The 16,551-nt window shown below is 69.1% G+C and carries 11 protein-coding genes; 4 read left to right on the forward strand and 7 right to left on the reverse strand.

Annotated features, from left to right (window positions below; genetic code table 11):
• Window positions 1–157: 157 nt before the first annotated feature.
• The 3 genes from dnaK to grpE all read right to left on the reverse strand — a co-directional run bounded on the left by dnaK (window position 158) and on the right by grpE (window position 3,255).
• On the reverse strand, window positions 158–2,110 hold the full coding sequence (gene dnaK, locus C5F75_RS15400; RefSeq protein ID WP_059574284.1) for a molecular chaperone DnaK: 1,953 nt from the start codon (window positions 2,108–2,110) through the stop codon (window positions 158–160).
• Between the two features lie 148 nt (window positions 2,111–2,258).
• Complete coding sequence (locus C5F75_RS15405; protein ID WP_060011413.1) at window positions 2,259–2,699, reverse strand: thioredoxin family protein; 441 nt, start codon at window positions 2,697–2,699, stop codon at window positions 2,259–2,261.
• 10 nt (window positions 2,700–2,709) lie between these two features.
• The gene (gene grpE, locus C5F75_RS15410; RefSeq protein WP_059574286.1) at window positions 2,710–3,255 is read right to left on the reverse strand and encodes a nucleotide exchange factor GrpE; all 546 of its coding nucleotides are present in this window, start codon (window positions 3,253–3,255) and stop codon (window positions 2,710–2,712) included.
• A gap of 353 nt (window positions 3,256–3,608) precedes the next feature.
• On the opposite strand from grpE, the gene C5F75_RS36770 reads away from it, so the two are divergent.
• Window positions 3,609–3,770 (forward strand): hypothetical protein, encoded by a 162-nt coding sequence (locus C5F75_RS36770; protein WP_006476841.1) that lies wholly within the window; start codon window positions 3,609–3,611, stop codon window positions 3,768–3,770.
• Here the strand turns inward: C5F75_RS36770 and C5F75_RS15420 are convergent.
• The 3 genes from C5F75_RS15420 to hrcA all read right to left on the reverse strand — a co-directional run bounded on the left by C5F75_RS15420 (window position 3,742) and on the right by hrcA (window position 6,462).
• Window positions 3,742–4,149, reverse strand: coding sequence for an RNA-binding S4 domain-containing protein (locus tag C5F75_RS15420; protein WP_059574287.1), 408 nt, complete (start codon window positions 4,147–4,149; stop codon window positions 3,742–3,744). The genes C5F75_RS36770 and C5F75_RS15420 overlap by 29 nt on opposite strands.
• 84 nt (window positions 4,150–4,233) lie before the next feature.
• A complete protein-coding gene (gene hemH, locus C5F75_RS15425; RefSeq protein WP_059574288.1) occupies window positions 4,234–5,298 on the reverse strand; it encodes a ferrochelatase in 1,065 nt (354 codons plus the stop codon).
• 141 nt (window positions 5,299–5,439) lie between these two features.
• Window positions 5,440–6,462, reverse strand: coding sequence for a heat-inducible transcriptional repressor HrcA (gene hrcA, locus C5F75_RS15430; RefSeq protein ID WP_059451324.1), 1,023 nt, complete (start codon window positions 6,460–6,462; stop codon window positions 5,440–5,442).
• Between the two features lie 131 nt (window positions 6,463–6,593).
• Here hrcA and C5F75_RS15435 point away from each other — a divergent pair, with 131 nt between their 5' ends.
• Window positions 6,594–7,496 (forward strand): NAD kinase, encoded by a 903-nt coding sequence (locus C5F75_RS15435; protein WP_006492558.1) that lies wholly within the window; start codon window positions 6,594–6,596, stop codon window positions 7,494–7,496.
• A gap of 19 nt (window positions 7,497–7,515) precedes the next feature.
• Window positions 7,516–9,165 carry a DNA repair protein RecN gene (recN, locus tag C5F75_RS15440; RefSeq protein WP_059574289.1) on the forward strand — a complete coding sequence of 550 codons (1,650 nt, stop codon included), beginning with the start codon at window positions 7,516–7,518 and terminating at the stop codon, window positions 9,163–9,165.
• A 130-nt stretch (window positions 9,166–9,295) separates the two neighbouring features.
• On the opposite strand, the gene glnE is transcribed toward recN, so the two are convergent.
• Entirely contained in the window at window positions 9,296–12,100 is a 2,805-nt protein-coding gene (gene glnE, locus C5F75_RS15445) for a bifunctional [glutamate--ammonia ligase]-adenylyl-L-tyrosine phosphorylase/[glutamate--ammonia-ligase] adenylyltransferase (RefSeq protein ID WP_104012420.1), read from the reverse strand.
• Between the two features lie 233 nt (window positions 12,101–12,333).
• Between glnE and C5F75_RS15450 the strand changes: the two genes are divergently transcribed.
• Window positions 12,334–16,533 (forward strand): YhdP family protein, encoded by a 4,200-nt coding sequence (locus tag C5F75_RS15450; protein WP_059574291.1) that lies wholly within the window; start codon window positions 12,334–12,336, stop codon window positions 16,531–16,533.
• The last annotated feature ends 18 nt before the right edge of the window (window positions 16,534–16,551 follow it).

Here is a 16,551-nt window from a genome sequence, read left to right on the forward strand (position 1 = left end):
CCGCCAAAAAACAAATGTGCCCGGAGGGCCGCAAGGCCCGCCAGGCGTGGAGTCGATCCGGCCATCCGGAAGGAAAGACAGACCGCTTTTCAGCCGCTGGTCAGTCGCGCCGCGCGCGTTTTTGCGCGCGCGGCATGCGGTGCCATTGCAACCTGGCTTAGTCCTTCTTCACTTCCTTGAACTCGGCGTCGACGACGTCGTCGGCAGCCTGTTGCGCACCGCCTGCGTGGGCCGCGCCTTCCGCCGCACCGGCCGCGCCGGCCGCACCTGCCTGCTGGGCCTGCATGTCGGCGTACATCTTCTCGCCGAGCTTCTGCGAGACCTTGCCGAGCTCCTCGACCTTCGCGTCGATCGCGGCCTTGTCGGCCGACGTGTCCTTCAGCACGTCCTCGAGCGACTTCAGCGCCGCTTCGATCGCTTCCTTCTCGCCCGCGTCCAGCTTGTCGCCGTACTCGGTCAGCGCCTTCTTCGTGCTGTGGACCAGCGCGTCGCCCTGGTTGCGCGAATCGGCCAGCTCGCGCAGCTTGTGGTCTTCCGCTGCGTTCGCTTCCGCGTCCTTGATCATCTGATCGATTTCAGCCTCGGACAGGCCCGAGTTCGCCTTGATCGTGATCTTGTTTTCCTTGCCGGTCGCCTTGTCCTTCGCGCCGACGTGCAGGATGCCGTTCGCGTCGATGTCGAAGGTCACTTCGATCTGCGGCACGCCGCGCGGGGCCGGCGGAATGCCTTCGAGGTTGAACTCGCCGAGCAGCTTGTTGCCCGCCGCCATTTCGCGTTCGCCCTGGAACACCTTGATCGTCACGGCCGACTGGTTGTCGTCCGCCGTCGAATACACCTGGGCGTGCTTCGTCGGGATCGTCGTGTTCTTGTTGATCATCTTCGTCATCACGCCGCCGAGCGTCTCGATACCGAGCGACAGCGGGGTCACGTCGAGCAGCAGCACGTCCTTGCGGTCGCCCGACAGCACCTGGCCCTGGATCGCCGCGCCAACCGCGACGGCTTCGTCCGGGTTCACGTCACGGCGCGGGTCCTTGCCGAAGAACTCCTTCACCTTCTCCTGCACCTTCGGCATGCGGGTCTGGCCGCCGACCAGGATCACGTCGTCGATGTCCGACACCTTGACGCCTGCGTCCTTGATCGCGATGCGGCACGGTTCGATCGTGCGCTCGACGAGGTCTTCCACCAGCGCTTCCAGCTTCGCGCGGGTGATCTTCAGGTTCAAGTGCTTCGGGCCCGACGCGTCCGCCGTGATGTACGGCAGGTTGATTTCGGTCTGCTGGCTCGACGACAGCTCGATCTTCGCCTTTTCGGCGGCTTCCTTCAGGCGCTGCAGCGCGAGCACGTCCTTCGACAGGTCGACGCCCTGCTCCTTCTTGAACTCGCCGATGATGTAATCGATGATGCGCTGGTCGAAGTCTTCGCCGCCGAGGAACGTGTCGCCGTTGGTCGACAGCACTTCGAACTGCATTTCGCCGTCGACGTCCGCGATCTCGATGATCGACACGTCGAACGTGCCGCCGCCGAGGTCATACACGGCGATCTTGCGGTCGCCCTTCTCGGCCTTGTCGAGGCCGAACGCGAGCGCGGCCGCGGTCGGCTCGTTGATGATCCGCTTGACTTCGAGGCCCGCGATGCGGCCGGCGTCCTTGGTCGCCTGGCGCTGGCTGTCGTTGAAGTATGCCGGCACCGTGATCACGGCTTCCGTGACCGGCTCGCCGAGGTAGTCTTCGGCCGTCTTCTTCATCTTGCGCAGCACTTCGGCCGACACCTGCGGCGGCGCGAGCTTTTCGCCGTGCGCTTCGACCCATGCGTCGCCATTGTCGGCCTTGATGATCGCATACGGCATCAGGCCGATGTCCTTCTGGACTTCCTTCTCTTCGAAGCGGCGGCCGATCAGGCGCTTCACCGCGAACAGCGTGTTCTTCGGGTTGGTCACCGACTGGCGCTTGGCCGGCGCGCCGACGAGCACTTCGTTGTCGTCCATGTACGCGATGATCGACGGCGTGGTGCGAGCGCCTTCCGAGTTCTCGATGACCTTGACCTGGTTGCCTTCCATGATGGCGACGCACGAGTTCGTGGTGCCGAGGTCAATACCGATGATCTTTCCCATTTTTTCCTAATCTCCAGAAATGCTTGTTTGCTGCGCGAAACGCCGCGTTTTTGGGCGGTTTCGCACGCCAGAATTCAACTCTGTTCCCGAAATGCGTCCGCCCGATCCGTTTTCAAGACCCGACGAGCGATGCGGATATTAAATTTTTTCAATCGCCGCCGGCCAGCGGATCGTGTGGGCCGGTGCCCTCGCGGGACGGGGCACCGGCCGCCGCGCCGATCTTCGCGCGTGCCGCCGCAACCGCTGCCTGGAACTGCGCGAGACCATGCCAGCCCGTCGCGCGGCCCAACCGCTTGCCGCGGTGGAAGAAGAACCACGTCGGCACGCCGTGCAGCCCGAAGCGGCGCCCCAGCTGATGGTGCTCGTACACGTTGCAATGGAACCACTTCAGGCCCAGCGCGCGGATCGCGTCGGGCTGGGCGAGCATCGCCTTCTTCGCGATTTCGCAGTTGAAGCAGTCGACACCCCAGAAGAACACCACGGCCAGCGCATCGCCCGCGCCGTCGACGGCCGCGTCGAACGTGCCGGCGTCGAGCGCCTGCATGTCGAACGCGTCGAACGCGGCCGGATCGACGCCGGCGGGCACCATGTCGGCCGCCTTACTTCGGCTGCGCGACGGTGACGAGCGCGGGGCGCAGCACGCGGTCGGCGATCATGTAGCCCTTTTGCAGCACCGTGACGACGGTGTTCGGCTCCTGCTCGGCCGGCACCATCGAAATGGCCTGGTGCTGGTGCGGATCGAACTTCTCGCCGACCGGATTGATCGCGACGACGCGGCCCTTCTCGAGCGCGCTCGTCAACTGGCGCAGCGTGAGCTCGACGCCCTCGCGCACCTTCGCGATGTCGCCGGAGGTATCGTTGACGGCCGCTTCCAGGCTGTCCAGCACGGGCAGCAGGTGCTCCGCGAAGCTCTCGATCGCGAACTTGTGCGCCTTCGACACGTCGTCCTGCGCGCGGCGGCGCACGTTCTCGGTTTCGGCCTTCGCCCGCAGGAAGCTTTCCTGGAGCTCGGCGACCTTGGCTTGAGCCTCCGCGAGCGCCGCGTCGGCGGCTTCGGCGGCGGGTGCGGCGCCTTGCTCCGCCTGCTTCTCGCTGCCGATGTCTTCGGCCGATTGGGTAGCCGGGTTCTCTTGCGTGTTTTCCATGTCGCTGAAAGTCGATTAGAGGTTGAAGCCAAATCGGCAACCGCCGGACGTATACCCGGCGGCACCGCACATTACTGGTGCAAATAAGGGCGAAAACTGCGGTTTCAAGAGGGTTATTCGCCGGCATTCTCCAATGCCGCGAAACAACCGCGCGTCTGCCGGGGCAGGCGCCGCATCGTCCGCCGCCTCGGGCGAAACGGCCTGTAACAACGCTTACCCGGCAAGTACTAGCTGCACACAGGCCGGCTGCACTACACTCCACTCAAGCGTCGGAAAAGCGTGTTTACCCTAGCTGACCGCCGCGTGACCTTCCACCTGGCGCCGTTTTCACCCTTGTTCTCGAGGGGAGTACCGTGAAACTGACCTTTGCGATATCGGTGGTCGCGCTGGTACTCATTGCCGGCACCACCACCATCTGCCTGTCGGGGGCCGTCACCGACCGCACGACCGAATACGGAAGCGCGCGGGCGACGTTCGACCAGATGTTCAGCTCCCACCAGAAAATCTGTCGATGATGCGCCGGTCGCGCTTCGTCGGCCGGCCGTGCAATTCGGCCGCCGGCTCGCGATACGTCCGGCGCCGCTCCAGTTCGGCGAGCCGCGCGGCTCGCCCCGCAGCCGTTTCCTCGTAGAGCGTCTGCGCGACGCTCGCGGGCCCGCGCACGTCGCACACGCCCAGCACGGCAATGTGCCAGACGATGCCGTCGATCGCAATCTCGACCTCGTCGCCCACCCGCACGTCCTTCGCCGGCTTGACCGCCGCGCCGCCGATCTTCACGTGCCCCTTGTCGACCGCATCGGTCGCGAGCGAGCGCGTCTTGAAGAATCGGGCTGCCCACAGCCATTTGTCGATGCGCAGCTTCGCGCCCGGCTCCGTGGAAATCCTGTAGTTCATGCAAGCCTCCGCCGGGCCGCCGTGTGATGGCTGACCGCCGCCCCGGGGAACGGCGAACAACGCGCGCGTGGGAATCGTTTCATCTCAATTGACCGGTTCGGGCTGCGCGGCCTTGACGGGCCAGCCCTGCAGATTTTCCGCGACGATCTCGCCGAGCGCGCCGATCCATGCGGAGGCACCGTTCAGGCACGGAATGCGGTGAAAGGTCTTGCCGCCGCCGGCGAGAAACTCGTCGCGCACTTCCATGCCGATTTCCTCGATCGTCTCGAGGCAATCGGCCGTGAAGCCGGGGCAGAACACGTCGGCCCGCCGCACGCCGGCCTCGCCGAATTCGCGCAGGGTCGGCGCGGTATACGGCTGGAGCCATTCGGCCTTGCCGAAGCGCGACTGGAACGTGACGCGGCATTCGGTGGCCGACAGCCCGAGCGCGGCCATCAGCAACGCACCCGTCTGCTGGCACTGGTCGTGATAGGGATCGCCGAGGTCGAGCGTGCGCTTCGGCACGCCGTGGAAACTCAGCACCAGCTTGTCGCCGGCCGCGAAATCGGGCCGGCCGTGCTGCGCCCAGTACTGGCGCACCTGCTCGGCCAGCGCGTGGATATAGGCCGGATGGTCGGCGTAGTGCCGCACCGTGCGCACTTCCGGCTGATTGCGCATGCGCGCGAGCGCGCCGAACGCGGCATCGAACGCGGTGGCGGTGGTCGACGCCGAGTATTGCGGATACATCGGCATCAGCAGCACGCGCTCGACGCCCGCCCGCTTGAACTGCGCGAGCGCGTGCGCAATGTTCGGACTGCCGTAGCGCATCGCGTAGTCGACCATCACGTGATAGCCGTTCGACGCGAGCAGGTGCCGCACGCTGTCGGTCTGGCGCTCGGTGTAGACACGCAGCGGCGAGCCCTCGGGCATCCAGACGGCCGCGTATTTCTTCGCGGACGCGCGGCCGCGCAGCGGCAGGATCAGCGTGCGCAGCAGCACCTGCCAGACGGCCTGCGGAATTTCGACGACCCGCGGATCCGACAGGAATTCGGCCAGGTAGCGCCGCACCGCGCGCGGGGTGGGCGCGTCGGGCGTGCCGAGATTGATCAGCAGCACACCGATGCGATGGGCAGCCGCGACACTCGATGGCGGCTCAAGATCGAAACGCATGGGCAGGAACGTGCTCGGGGCACGCAGTCGGACGGCCCTCAATTATAGCGGGCCGCAGCGCTCGGGTCGGCTGGCCGTTCGGCCGACTGGCGGCGCGCGCGACGCCGCGGCACGATGGCGGGACGGCGTCGGGGGCGGCTGCTACTGCTGGCTCAGCGTGAGCGACAGCAGGCGCGCGGTGATGTCGACGATCGGTATCACGCGGTTGTACGCCATGCGGGTCGGGCCGATCACGCCGAGCGTGCCGACGATCTTGCCGTTCACCTCGTAAGGCGCGGTCACGACGCTCATTTCCTCGATCGGCACGAGCGTCGATTCGCCGCCGATGAAGATCTGCACGCCCTGGGCGTGGCTCGACACGTCGAGCAGTTGCAGGAGGCCCGTCTTTTGGTCGAATACGTCGAACAGCTTGCGCAGCCGCGCCATGTCGGACGACAGGTCCGCCACCTCGAGCAGGTTGCGCTCGCCGGAAATCAGCACGGTGTCCTCGGTGTCGGGCACCTCGGTGCTGGCCGTCACGGCCGCGTGCATCAGCGTCGTCATGTCGCCGCGCAACTGGTCGATCTCGTCGCGCAGGCGGCGACGAACCTCGTCGAACGACAGGCCGGCGAAATGCGCGTTGATGTAGTTGGACGCCTCGGTCAGCTGCGACGGCGAATAGTCGCGCGGCGTCGCGAGCATGCGGTTCTGCACGTCGCCCTCGGGCGTGACGATGATCAGCAGGATGCGCTTGTCGGACAGGCGCATGAATTCGATCTGCTTGAACACGTGGCTGCGACGCGGCGTCAGCACGACGCCCGCGAACTGCGACAGGTTCGACAGCACGCTCGCGGCGGCCGCCACCACCCGCTGCTGCGGCTCGCCGGCCTGCAGCGTGTTCTGCACCTGACGCGCGACGGCCTCCGCGTCGATCGGCGCCTCGACCGTCAGCATCGTGTCGACGAACAGCCGGTAGCCGCGCGGCGTCGGCACGCGGCCGGCCGACGTGTGCGGGCTCGACACGAGGCCGAGCTCCTCCAGGTCGGACATCACGTTGCGGATCGTCGCCGGGCTCAGCTCGAGCCCGGAGTAACGGGACAACGTGCGCGATCCGACTGGCTGACCGTCGGCGATATACCGTTCGATCAGGGTTTTCAGGAGGGTTCGTGCGCGAGGATCTAGCATGGTGGAAAATTTTAGCGCAACCGCGCAAGCACGGCGAGTGGCGTCGGCCACCATTGCGCGGGCCGGCCCGATCCGGCCCCGTCGGCGCACGGGCGGTTCTTTTCGTCAACGAGCTATGGTGTAATGCCGGCATGAAAACCGGTAATCAGTTCAACACTGTCGCGCTCGTCGGCCGGAGCAACACGCCCGGCATCGCCGAGCCGCTCGCCACGCTGGCGGACAGCATTGCCACGCTCGGCTTCGAGGTCGTGTTCGAAGGCGATACCGCGCGGGAAATCGGCATCGCCGGCTACCCGGCGCTCACTCCGGCCGAAATCGGGGCACGAGCGGACGTGGCAATCGTGCTCGGCGGCGACGGCACGATGCTCGGCATCGGCCGCCAGCTTGCGCCGTACCGGACACCGCTGATCGGGATCAACCACGGGCGGCTCGGCTTCATCACCGACATCGCGGCCTCCGACATGCAGGCGCTCGTGCCCGTGATGCTGGCCGGCAAGTTCGAGCGCGAGGAGCGCTCGCTGCTCGAGGCGCGGATCGTACGCGACGGCGAACCGATCTACCACGCGCTCGCGTTCAACGACGTCGTCGTGAACCGCAGCGGCTTCTCCGGGATGGTCGAGCTGCGTGCGTCGGTCGACGGCCGCTACATGTACAACCAGCGCTCCGACGGCCTGATCGTCGCGACGCCCACCGGCTCGACCGCGTATGCGCTGTCGTCGGCCGGCCCGATCCTCCATCCGCAGTTGGCCGGCATCGTGCTCGTGCCGATCGCGCCGCACGCGCTGTCGAACCGGCCGATCGTGCTGCCCGACGATTCGAAGATCGCGATCCAGATCGTCGGCGGCCGCGACGTCAACGTGAACTTCGACATGCAGTCGTTCACGTCGCTCGAGCTGAACGACACGATCGAGGTGCGCCGCTCGAAGCACACGGTGCCGTTCCTGCACCCGATCGGCTACAGCTACTACACGACGCTGCGCAAGAAGCTGCACTGGAACGAACACGCATCGAACGAAGACGACAAGGCGTCCTGACGCCGCTCCGCCCGACACCATGCTCCGCCACCTCTCGATCCGCGACTTCGTCATCGTCGCCGCGCTCGATCTCGAATTCGACAGCGGCTTTTCCGTCTTTTCAGGCGAAACCGGGGCCGGCAAGTCGATCCTGATCGACGCCCTCGCCCTCGCGCTCGGCGAACGCGCCGACGCGAGCGTCGTGCGCACCGGCTGCGGCCGCGCCGACATCACGGCCGAGTTCACGCCGCACGACCGTGTCGCGCGCTGGCTCGACGACCACGCGTTCGACGCCGAGGACACCGTGATGCTGCGCCGCGTGATCGACGCGAACGGCCGGTCGCGTGCGTTCATCAACGGCACCAGCGCGACGCTCGCCCAACTGCGCGAACTCGGCGAGATGCTCGTCGACATCCACGGCCAGCACGCGCACCAGTTGCTGATGCGGCCCGACGCGCAGCGCGAGCTGTTCGACACGCACGCGGGGCTCGTCGCCGATGCCGCGAACGTCGCGCGCGCGTGGCGCGTGTGGCGCGACGCGACGCAGGCGATCGACGCCGCGAAGGCGCACGAGCGCGAATTGCAGCTCGAGCGCGAAAAGCTCGCGTGGCAGCTCGCCGAACTCGACAAGCTCGCGCCGCAAGCCGGCGAATGGGACGAAGTCAGCAACGAACACAAGCGCCTGTCGCATTCGGCGAACCTGATCGAAGGCGTGCGCGGCGCGCTCAACGCGCTGTCCGAGTCCGACGACGCGATGCTCGCGCAGCTCGGCGCGATCGTGTCGAAGCTGCGCAGCCTGGCCGACTACGACACCGCGCTCGGCGATGCGCTGGCATCGCTGGAGCCAGCCGAGATCCAGTTGCAGGAAGCCGTGTATTCGCTGTCGCACTATGCCCAGCGCGTCGATCTCGACCCGGAGCGGCTCGCGCAGGTCGAAACGCGGCTCGACGCGCTGCACTCGACCGCCCGCAAGTTCCGGCTGCCGCCCGACACGCTGCACGAGGAGCATGCGGCGCGCCGCGCGCAACTCGCCGCGCTCGACGCCGCCGCCGATCTCGGCGCGCTCGAAGCTGCGCAGGCCAAGGCGCGGGAAGCCTATCTCGCCGATGCGAAACGCCTGTCGAAGGCGCGCGCGCAGGCCGCGAAGGCGCTCGGCACGGCCGTCACGGCCGGCATGCAGGAACTGTCGATGGCAGGCGGCAGCTTCGAAGTCGCGCTCGTGCCGCTCGCCGACGGCGGCCCGCACGGGCTGGAACAGGTCGAATTCCGCGTGGCCGGGCACCCGGGCGTGCCGCTGCGGCCGCTCGCGAAGGTTGCGTCGGGCGGCGAGCTCGCACGGATCAGCCTCGCGCTCGCGGTCATCGCCAGCGCCGCGAGCCCGACGCCGACGCTGATCTTCGACGAAGTCGATACGGGAATCGGCGGCGGCGTCGCCGAAGTGGTCGGCCGCCTGCTGCACCAGCTTGGGCGCGACCGCCAGGTGCTGTGCGTGACCCACCTGCCGCAGGTCGCCGCGCGCGGCGACCATCATTTCCAGGTGGCGAAGGGCGCCGACGAGCGCGGTGGCACGGTATCGACCGTTGTCGCGCTCGACCGCGCCAGCCGGATCGAGGAAGTCGCGCGGATGCTCGGCGGGCTCGAAATCACCGCGACCACACGCAAGCACGCGAAGGAAATGCTGGCGGCCTGACGCCGGCTCCACGTTGGTCCGGATGCGGAAAGACCGGCGCATGCGCCGGTCTTTTTTGTTACGGCAGGCCAGCCGCTCGATCGCGGCCGGCCTGCGCCGCCGATTCGTACGCCGGATTCGAACGGGCGACTCAAACGCCCGGTTCGACCGCCCCGAACACGCGCGCCCACAGCGCCGTCACGGCCGCCCGCTCGTCGGCCACCAGCGCCGGCTCGACGCGCGCCTTCTCCATCCCGTCGAGCCGCAGCTTGTGCTGCAGCTTGCGGTACTTGCGATACGCCGCGCCGACGCGCTCGGCCTCGTCCGCACCCATCAGCCCGAAGCGCGCGACCTCGCGCAGCAGCGCGATATTGCCGGTATTGCGGATCAGCTCGGCGTCGCTCGACGCGTGCAGCAGCACCCAGTACTGGACGATGAACTCGATGTCGACCATCCCGCCGCGATCGTGCTTCAGGTCGAACAGCCCGGTCTGGTTCGGGTGGCCGGCAAACACCTTCCCGCGCATGTCGACGATCTCCTTCGCGAGGATCGCCCCGTCGCGCGGCGTCGTCAGCACCTGCTGGCGGATCGCCTCGAAAGCCGCGCCGATCCGCGCGTCGCCCGCGCTGTAGCGGGCGCGCGTCAGCGCCTGGTGCTCCCACACCCACGCGGTGTTCGCGGCGTCGCCCTCGCGCAGTTGATAGCGGCGGAATGCGTCGAGATCGGTGACGAGCAACCCGGCCTCGCCGTTCGGCCGCAGCCGCAGATCGATGTCGAACAGCGCGCCCGCGCCGGTCGCCGTCGTGAGCCACGTGATCAGGCGCCGCGTGAAGGTCGTGTAGACGTCCGCCGAACGCTCGTCCGGATCGTCGTACAGGAAGATCAGGTCGAGATCGGACGCATAGCCGAGCTCCTTGCCGCCCAGCTTGCCGTACGCGATCACCGCGAACATCGGCACGTCGCGATGGCGCTTCGCGAGCTGCGACCAGACGACTTCGATCGTCACGTCGAGCACCGCGTCGGCCAGCTCGGACAGCCGGTCGCTCACGTGCTCGACCGACAGTTGCCCGGCCAGGTCGATCAGCAGGATCCGGAACACCTCCGCGTGCTGCGCATGGCGCAGCAGGTCCATCTGCTGCTCGGGGCCGTCGGCCGCGGCGAGCCGCGCGCGCAGCGCCTCCTTGAACGCGGGCCAGTCGAACGGGCTCGCGATCGCCTCGTCGTCGAGCAGCTCGTCGAGCAGCTGCGGGTGGCGGATCAGGTAGCCGCCGCCCCAGCGCGTCGCGCCGAGCACCGACAGCACGCGGTCGAGCGCGGCCGGGTATTCGGTCAGCAGCGCGAGATAGACGCCGCGCCGGCTGACCGTCTCGAGCAGGTCGAACAGGCGCACGATCGTCTCGTCGCGGCGCGCGGCGTCGATCGTCGGCGCGGCGTCGAGCGCGCGCTGCGCGACGCTGTCGAAGCGCTGCCGGCTCTTTTCCGGCAGCCCGGTATAGCGCGACGATTGCCAGATCGCGCGCAGCCGCGCGAGCACGGCGGCCGGATCGGCGAAGCCCAGGCCGTCGAGGCGCGCGACCAGCGCGTCGTCCTCGCCGTCGTCGGCCAGCGCGCCGCTCCAGATCCACGCGGCGGCCGTGTCGTCGCCGGCCGTGCATGGGCCGCCGCCCTTCACCTTGTCCGCGAAGATCTGGTCGAACTGCGCCTCGACGAAGTTCCGGTGCTCGTCCAGCACCGTCATCAGCGCCGCGTAGTCGGCAAACCCGAGCGACGCGGCCAGCGCCGCGCGCTCGTCGGGCTCGACCGGCATCGCGTGCGTCTGCGCGTCGTTGCGGTATTGCAGCCGGTGCTCGAGCGTGCGCAGGAAACGGTAGGCGTCGGTCAGGCGCGCGCATACGTCGTCGCCGATCAGTCCGCGCGCCTGCGCATGCCGCAGCACCGCGAGCGTCGGCCGCACGCGGAACTCCGCATCCTGGCCGCCGCGGATCAACTGGAATACCTGCGCGCTGAACTCGATCTCGCGGATCCCGCCGCGCCCGAGCTTGATGTCGTCGGCCTTGTCGGGCCGCATCGACGCCCGCCGCGCGGCTTCTTGCCGGATCTGCTGATGCAGCGAACGGATCGCGCCGATCACGCCGAAATCGAGATAGCGACGGTACACGAACGGCTTGACGATCGACTCGAGCTGCGCCGCGAGCCGCCGCGCCGCGTCGCTGTCGCCTTCCGACACGAGCCGCCCCTTGATCCACGCATAGCGCTCCCACTCGCGCCCCTGCACGTAGAAATATTCCTCGAGCATGCCGATGCTGCAGACGAGCGGCCCCGAATCGCCGTTCGGGCGCAGCCGCATGTCGACGCGAAACACGTAGCCGTCGGCCGTGACCTCGGACAGCACGCCGATCAGGCGCCGGCCGAGCCGCGTGAAGTATTCCTGCGTGGACAGCGGCGAACGCGTGCCGCCCGTCGTCTCGCCGTCGTCCTCATAGACGAAGATCAGGTCGATGTCCGACGACACGTTCAGCTCGCGGCCGCCGAGCTTGCCCATCCCGACCACGCCGAGCACGACGCGCTGGCCGTCGGCGCCGCGCGGCTCGCCGTACAGCGCCTCGAGTTCGGCCGACAGCAGCGCGAGCGAACGCTGCACGGCCACTTCGGCGAGATCGGTCATCGCGCCCGTCACTTCGGCGACGTCCGCCAGCCCGCGCAGGTCGCGCTCCGCGACCGCGCCGAACGCCTCGGCCCGCAGTTGCCGCAGTGCGCGCTTCAGCTGCTCCTCGTCCGGCGCGGACGTGCCGGCCGGCGTCGCGAGCAGCTCGGTGAGGCGCGCGTCGAGCCGCGCGCGGCCGAGCGGCGCGGCCGCCCACGCGGCGATCTGCGCGGCCAGCGCGGGCCGGGCGGCCGCCGCGCGGGCAAGGTATCGGGAATAGGACGTGCTGAGCAGGGCGGAAGCGTCGGTCATCGAGAAGCGGGCCTGGCGGAAAGACCGGCGGGCAGCGGGCCGGCACGTGCGCGCCCCGCTGCCGACCGGCCCGAATGGACTCGGCGCGGCCGCGCCGGACGCGCGTGCGCCCGTCGCGACGCCGCGCGCCGGAAAGCCCGTGCCGTACGGCCCCCAACGGCCGCCGACACGAACCCGTGTGATACATTTCAACGTCAGTCTGCAAAACTACCATATCGCCGCCCGTCCGCCGCATGTCCGACCGTCAGGAATCCGCCGTAGCAGCGCCCGAAGCGGGACCTCCGAAGCACGATCATCCGGTCCTGCGTCGCGTGTTCAGGGTGACGCTGGCAGTCGGGATCGGCACCTACTTCGTCGCGTCCGGCGCGTTTCTCGGGCTGCGCTACGTGCTGCTGCCGCGCATCGACGAATACCGCCCGCGCATCGAGCGCGCCGTGTCCGACAAGCTCCACGCGCAGCTTTCGATCGGCAAGCTTTCCCCGAACTGGTCCGGCATGCAGCCGGGCGTCGAACTCACGAACCTGACGATCCGCGGCCGCGACGGCAAGGTCGCGCTGTCGGTGCCGCACGCGACGGCCGCGCTGTCGTGGATGTCGCTGCTGCGGCTGTCGCCCGCGCTGTCGAGCCTGATCGTCGACCAGCCCGACCTCGTCGTCGCGCGTGCGGCCGACGGCTCGCTGAGCGTCGCGGGCGTCGGCGTGGCCACCACCCACGGCGGCAACGACACGTTCGGCACGTGGCTGCTGAAACAGGAGGCGATCGTGCTGCGCGGCGGCACGCTGCGCTGGCGCGACGCGCAGCACGATGCACCGGAGCTCGTGCTGTCGGGCATCCGGCTCGCGGTGCTCAACGACGGCCGCGTGCACAAGGCCGCGCTGCAGGCGCCCGCGAACGGCACGCTGCTGCTCGGCCCGCTCGATTTCCGCGCGCGCTTCAAGCACAAGCCGCTCGCGCCGATCGGCAAGCCGTCGAACTGGACCGGCGACGCGTACCTGTCGACCGGCCCGGTCGACCTGCAGACGCTCGCGCGCTACCTCGACATGCCGCTCACGATCCACGCGGGCCGGATCGACAACGCGATCTGGGCGACCTTCGGCGACGGCCACCTGCGCTCGGCGGGCGGCGATCTGCAAGGCGCCGACGTCGCGCTGCGCGTGCGCCCGACGCAGCCGCGGCTCGACGTGCCGACGGTCCGCTTCGGCTGGGACATGGCGCTCGATGCGGGCCAGGACTACACGCTGCACCTGACGCGATTCAATGCGGAGCTCGGCCAGCCGCCGCTGCCGGACGGCACGCCGCTCGCCCGCTCGCTCGCGCTGTCGACGCTGACGGCACGCTACCGCGTGCCGACCGCGACCCAGGGACAACTGCTCAGCGTGGTCGGCGACCGCGTCGATCTCGGCATCCTCAGCGAATTCATCCGCGGGCTGCCGCTGCCGGCGCGCCTGCGCAACGAGCTGATCAAGATCGACCCGCGCGGGATGGTGTCGAACTATCACATCGAGGTCGAGCGCGCGAAACCCGCGCACGCCGATCTCGCCGACGAGGAGCGGCGCATGGGCGCCGCGCCGATCGTCCGCTACCGCTTCCTCGGCGATCTGCAAGGCATCAGCTTCGCCGCGCAGGAGCCGCCGCCCGGGCTCTCGCCGCGCGGTCACCCGCGCGCCGGCTGGCCGGGCGTCGAGAACCTGTGGGGCCGCGTCGATGCGAACGAGACCGGCGGCTCCGCGCATATCGACACGGTCAACGCGGCGGTCACCGTGCCCGGCGAATTCGACGAGCCGCGCCTGACGTTCGACCGGCTGCGCGGCAACGCCAAATGGACGATCACGCCCGCGCCCGGCGACAAGCACGCGCGCGTCGACGTGTCGCTGCCCGATCTGCTCGTGTCGAACCCCGATGCCGAAATCGCGGTGTCCGGCTCGTACACGAACCCCGGCCACGGCCGCGGCTCGCTCGACCTGCGCGCCGATTTCGCGCGCGCGTCGGTCGCGCGCATTCCGCGCTACCTGCCGACCGGGATGTCCGAGCACCTGCGCGACTATCTCGGCCATGCGCTGCAGGACGGCAAGGTGACCAAGGGCGCGTCGATCGTCGCACGCGGCCCGCTCGAGAAATTCCCGTTCGAACACGAGCCGGACGCCGGCGTGTTCCACATCGTCGCGCCGTTCACCGGCGGCCGCTTCGAGCCGACGCCGTACCCGCCGCGCAAGCTCGCGAACGGCACGCCGAGCGTCTGGCCGGCGCTCGACGGGATCGACGGCGTGTTCGAACTCGCGCAGAACAAGCTGCGTTTCGACATCGAGCGCGCGCGCTACAAGCGCGTCACGCTGACGAAGGTCGCGGGCCGCATTGACGATCTCGGCAATCCGTCGCACTCGCCGCTGATCATCGACGGCCATGCGCAGGGCCCGCTCGCCGACCTGATCGACTACGCGGACAACAGCTCGCTCGGCACGATGAGCGGCCACATCGGCCAGCGGATCGATGCGCAGGGGCCCGCGTCGCTCGCGCTCAAGATCACGATTCCGCAGCACGTCCCCCATCCGCACACGCACGTCGAAGGCGCGCTCGCGTTCGGCGGCAACACGCTGTCGACGAGCGGCGTGCCGCCGCTGTCGGCCCTGCGCGGCAGCGTCCGCTTCACCGAGGCCGGCGCGTCGCTGCACGGCCTGTCGGGGCGCTTCCTCGGCGGCCCGGTGCGCGCGAACGGCACATTCCGGTCGCACGGCCCGTACGCGGTGGACGTCGACGGCCGGCTCGCGCTCGACGCCGCGCGCGGCCTGAACCTGCACGGCGCGGCCGCCGCGCTGCTCGAACACGTGGTCGGCGACGCACCGTACCAGGTCGCCGTGCGTGGCGCGCCGGGCCGCCTGCCCGACGTCAGCGCGCAATCCGACCTGACGGGCGTCGCGCTGAACTTCCCGGCGCCGTTCGCGAAACCGGCCGGCACGCCGATGCCGTTCCGCTTCACGCTCCAGCCGGCGCCGCAGGCGGACGGCAAACGCCTCGAACACGCCGACCTGACGCTCGGCCCGGTGTCCGCGACCTACCTGCTCGACGCGACGCGCGGCCAGCCGCTGCGCGCGGTGCGCGGCGCGATGGGCATCCACCGGATGCCCGACATGCCGCAGGACGGCGTGAGCGCGGCCGTCGACGTCGCCGAGCTGGACGCCGACGCGTGGCTCGCGCTCGCCCACACGCTGCGGCCCGACACGCCGCGCGCACCGGCGCCGCCGGCCGCGCCGCGCGTCGATTTCGCGAGCTTCGCGCCGAAGCGCTTCGCGTTCCATTTCGGCACGCTGAAGCTGCTCAAGCGCAACTGGGAGAACGTGATCGTCGGCGCGTCGCACGTCGACGATCTCTGGCAGGCGAACATCGCGTCGAACCAGGTGTCGGGCTACCTGTCGTGGGCGCCGGGCGGCGGCCACAACGGCGCGGGCGTGCTCAACGCGCGGCTCGCGAAGCTCGTCGTGCCGCAGAGCGCGCAGCACGATCTCGTCGGCCGCGCGATGAACCTGCCGACGCCGACCGACCGCCCGATGCCGTCGATCGACCTGATCGTCGACCAGGTCGTCGCGCGCGATCACGACATCGGCCGGCTCGTCGTGAACGCGCGCAACATCGACGAAGACGGCACGCCCGTGTGGCAGCTCGACAAGCTCGAACTGTCGAACCCGGCCGCGAAGCTCACGGCCACCGGCAACTGGCGCACGTCGCGCCGCGCGCTCGCCCGTGGCGCCGACGAAAACGACGCGCCGCGCCGCACCGTGTTCGACTTCAAGCTCGACATCGACAATGCGGGCGCGCTGCTCGACCGCGTCGGCCTGCCGCGCACGCTCGCGGACGGTCACGGCTCGGTCACGGGCAAGGTCGGCTGGCGCGGCGGCCCGACCGCGCTGGACTTCCCGTCGCTCGGCGGCCAGGTCGCGGTCGACCTCGAACACGGGAAGATCCTGAAGGTCGACCCGGGCGCGGCGAAACTGCTCGGCGTGCTGAGCCTGCAGAGCCTCGCGCGCTTCCTGACGCTGAACTTCCGCGACGTGGTCGGCAAGGGGCTGCCGTTCGACAAGATCACCGGCACCGGCCGGATTTCGAACGGGATCGCGCGCACCGACGACTTCTCGATGATGACGGGCCCCGCGAACGTCACCGTGCGCGGCGCGGTCGATCTCGGCACCGAAACGCAGGACCTGCATGCGCACGTCGCGCCGAAGATCAGCGCGGGCGCGGCCGCGATCGGGGCAGCCATCATCAACCCGCTGCTCGGCGTCGGCGTGCTGGCCGCGAACTACGCGCTGTCCGAAACGCTGTCGCACGCGTTCGCGCTCGACTACGCGATCACCGGCTCGTGGGCGCACCCGCACATCGAGCGGGTGCGGAGCGATCAGGGTAAGATGAATCACGGTCCGGCCGATGCATCGAGCCATTGAGCGCATATCGCGCCGCAG

The organism is Burkholderia anthinoferrum (assembly GCF_002925705.1).
Taxonomy (GTDB): domain Bacteria; phylum Pseudomonadota; class Gammaproteobacteria; order Burkholderiales; family Burkholderiaceae; genus Burkholderia; species Burkholderia semiarida.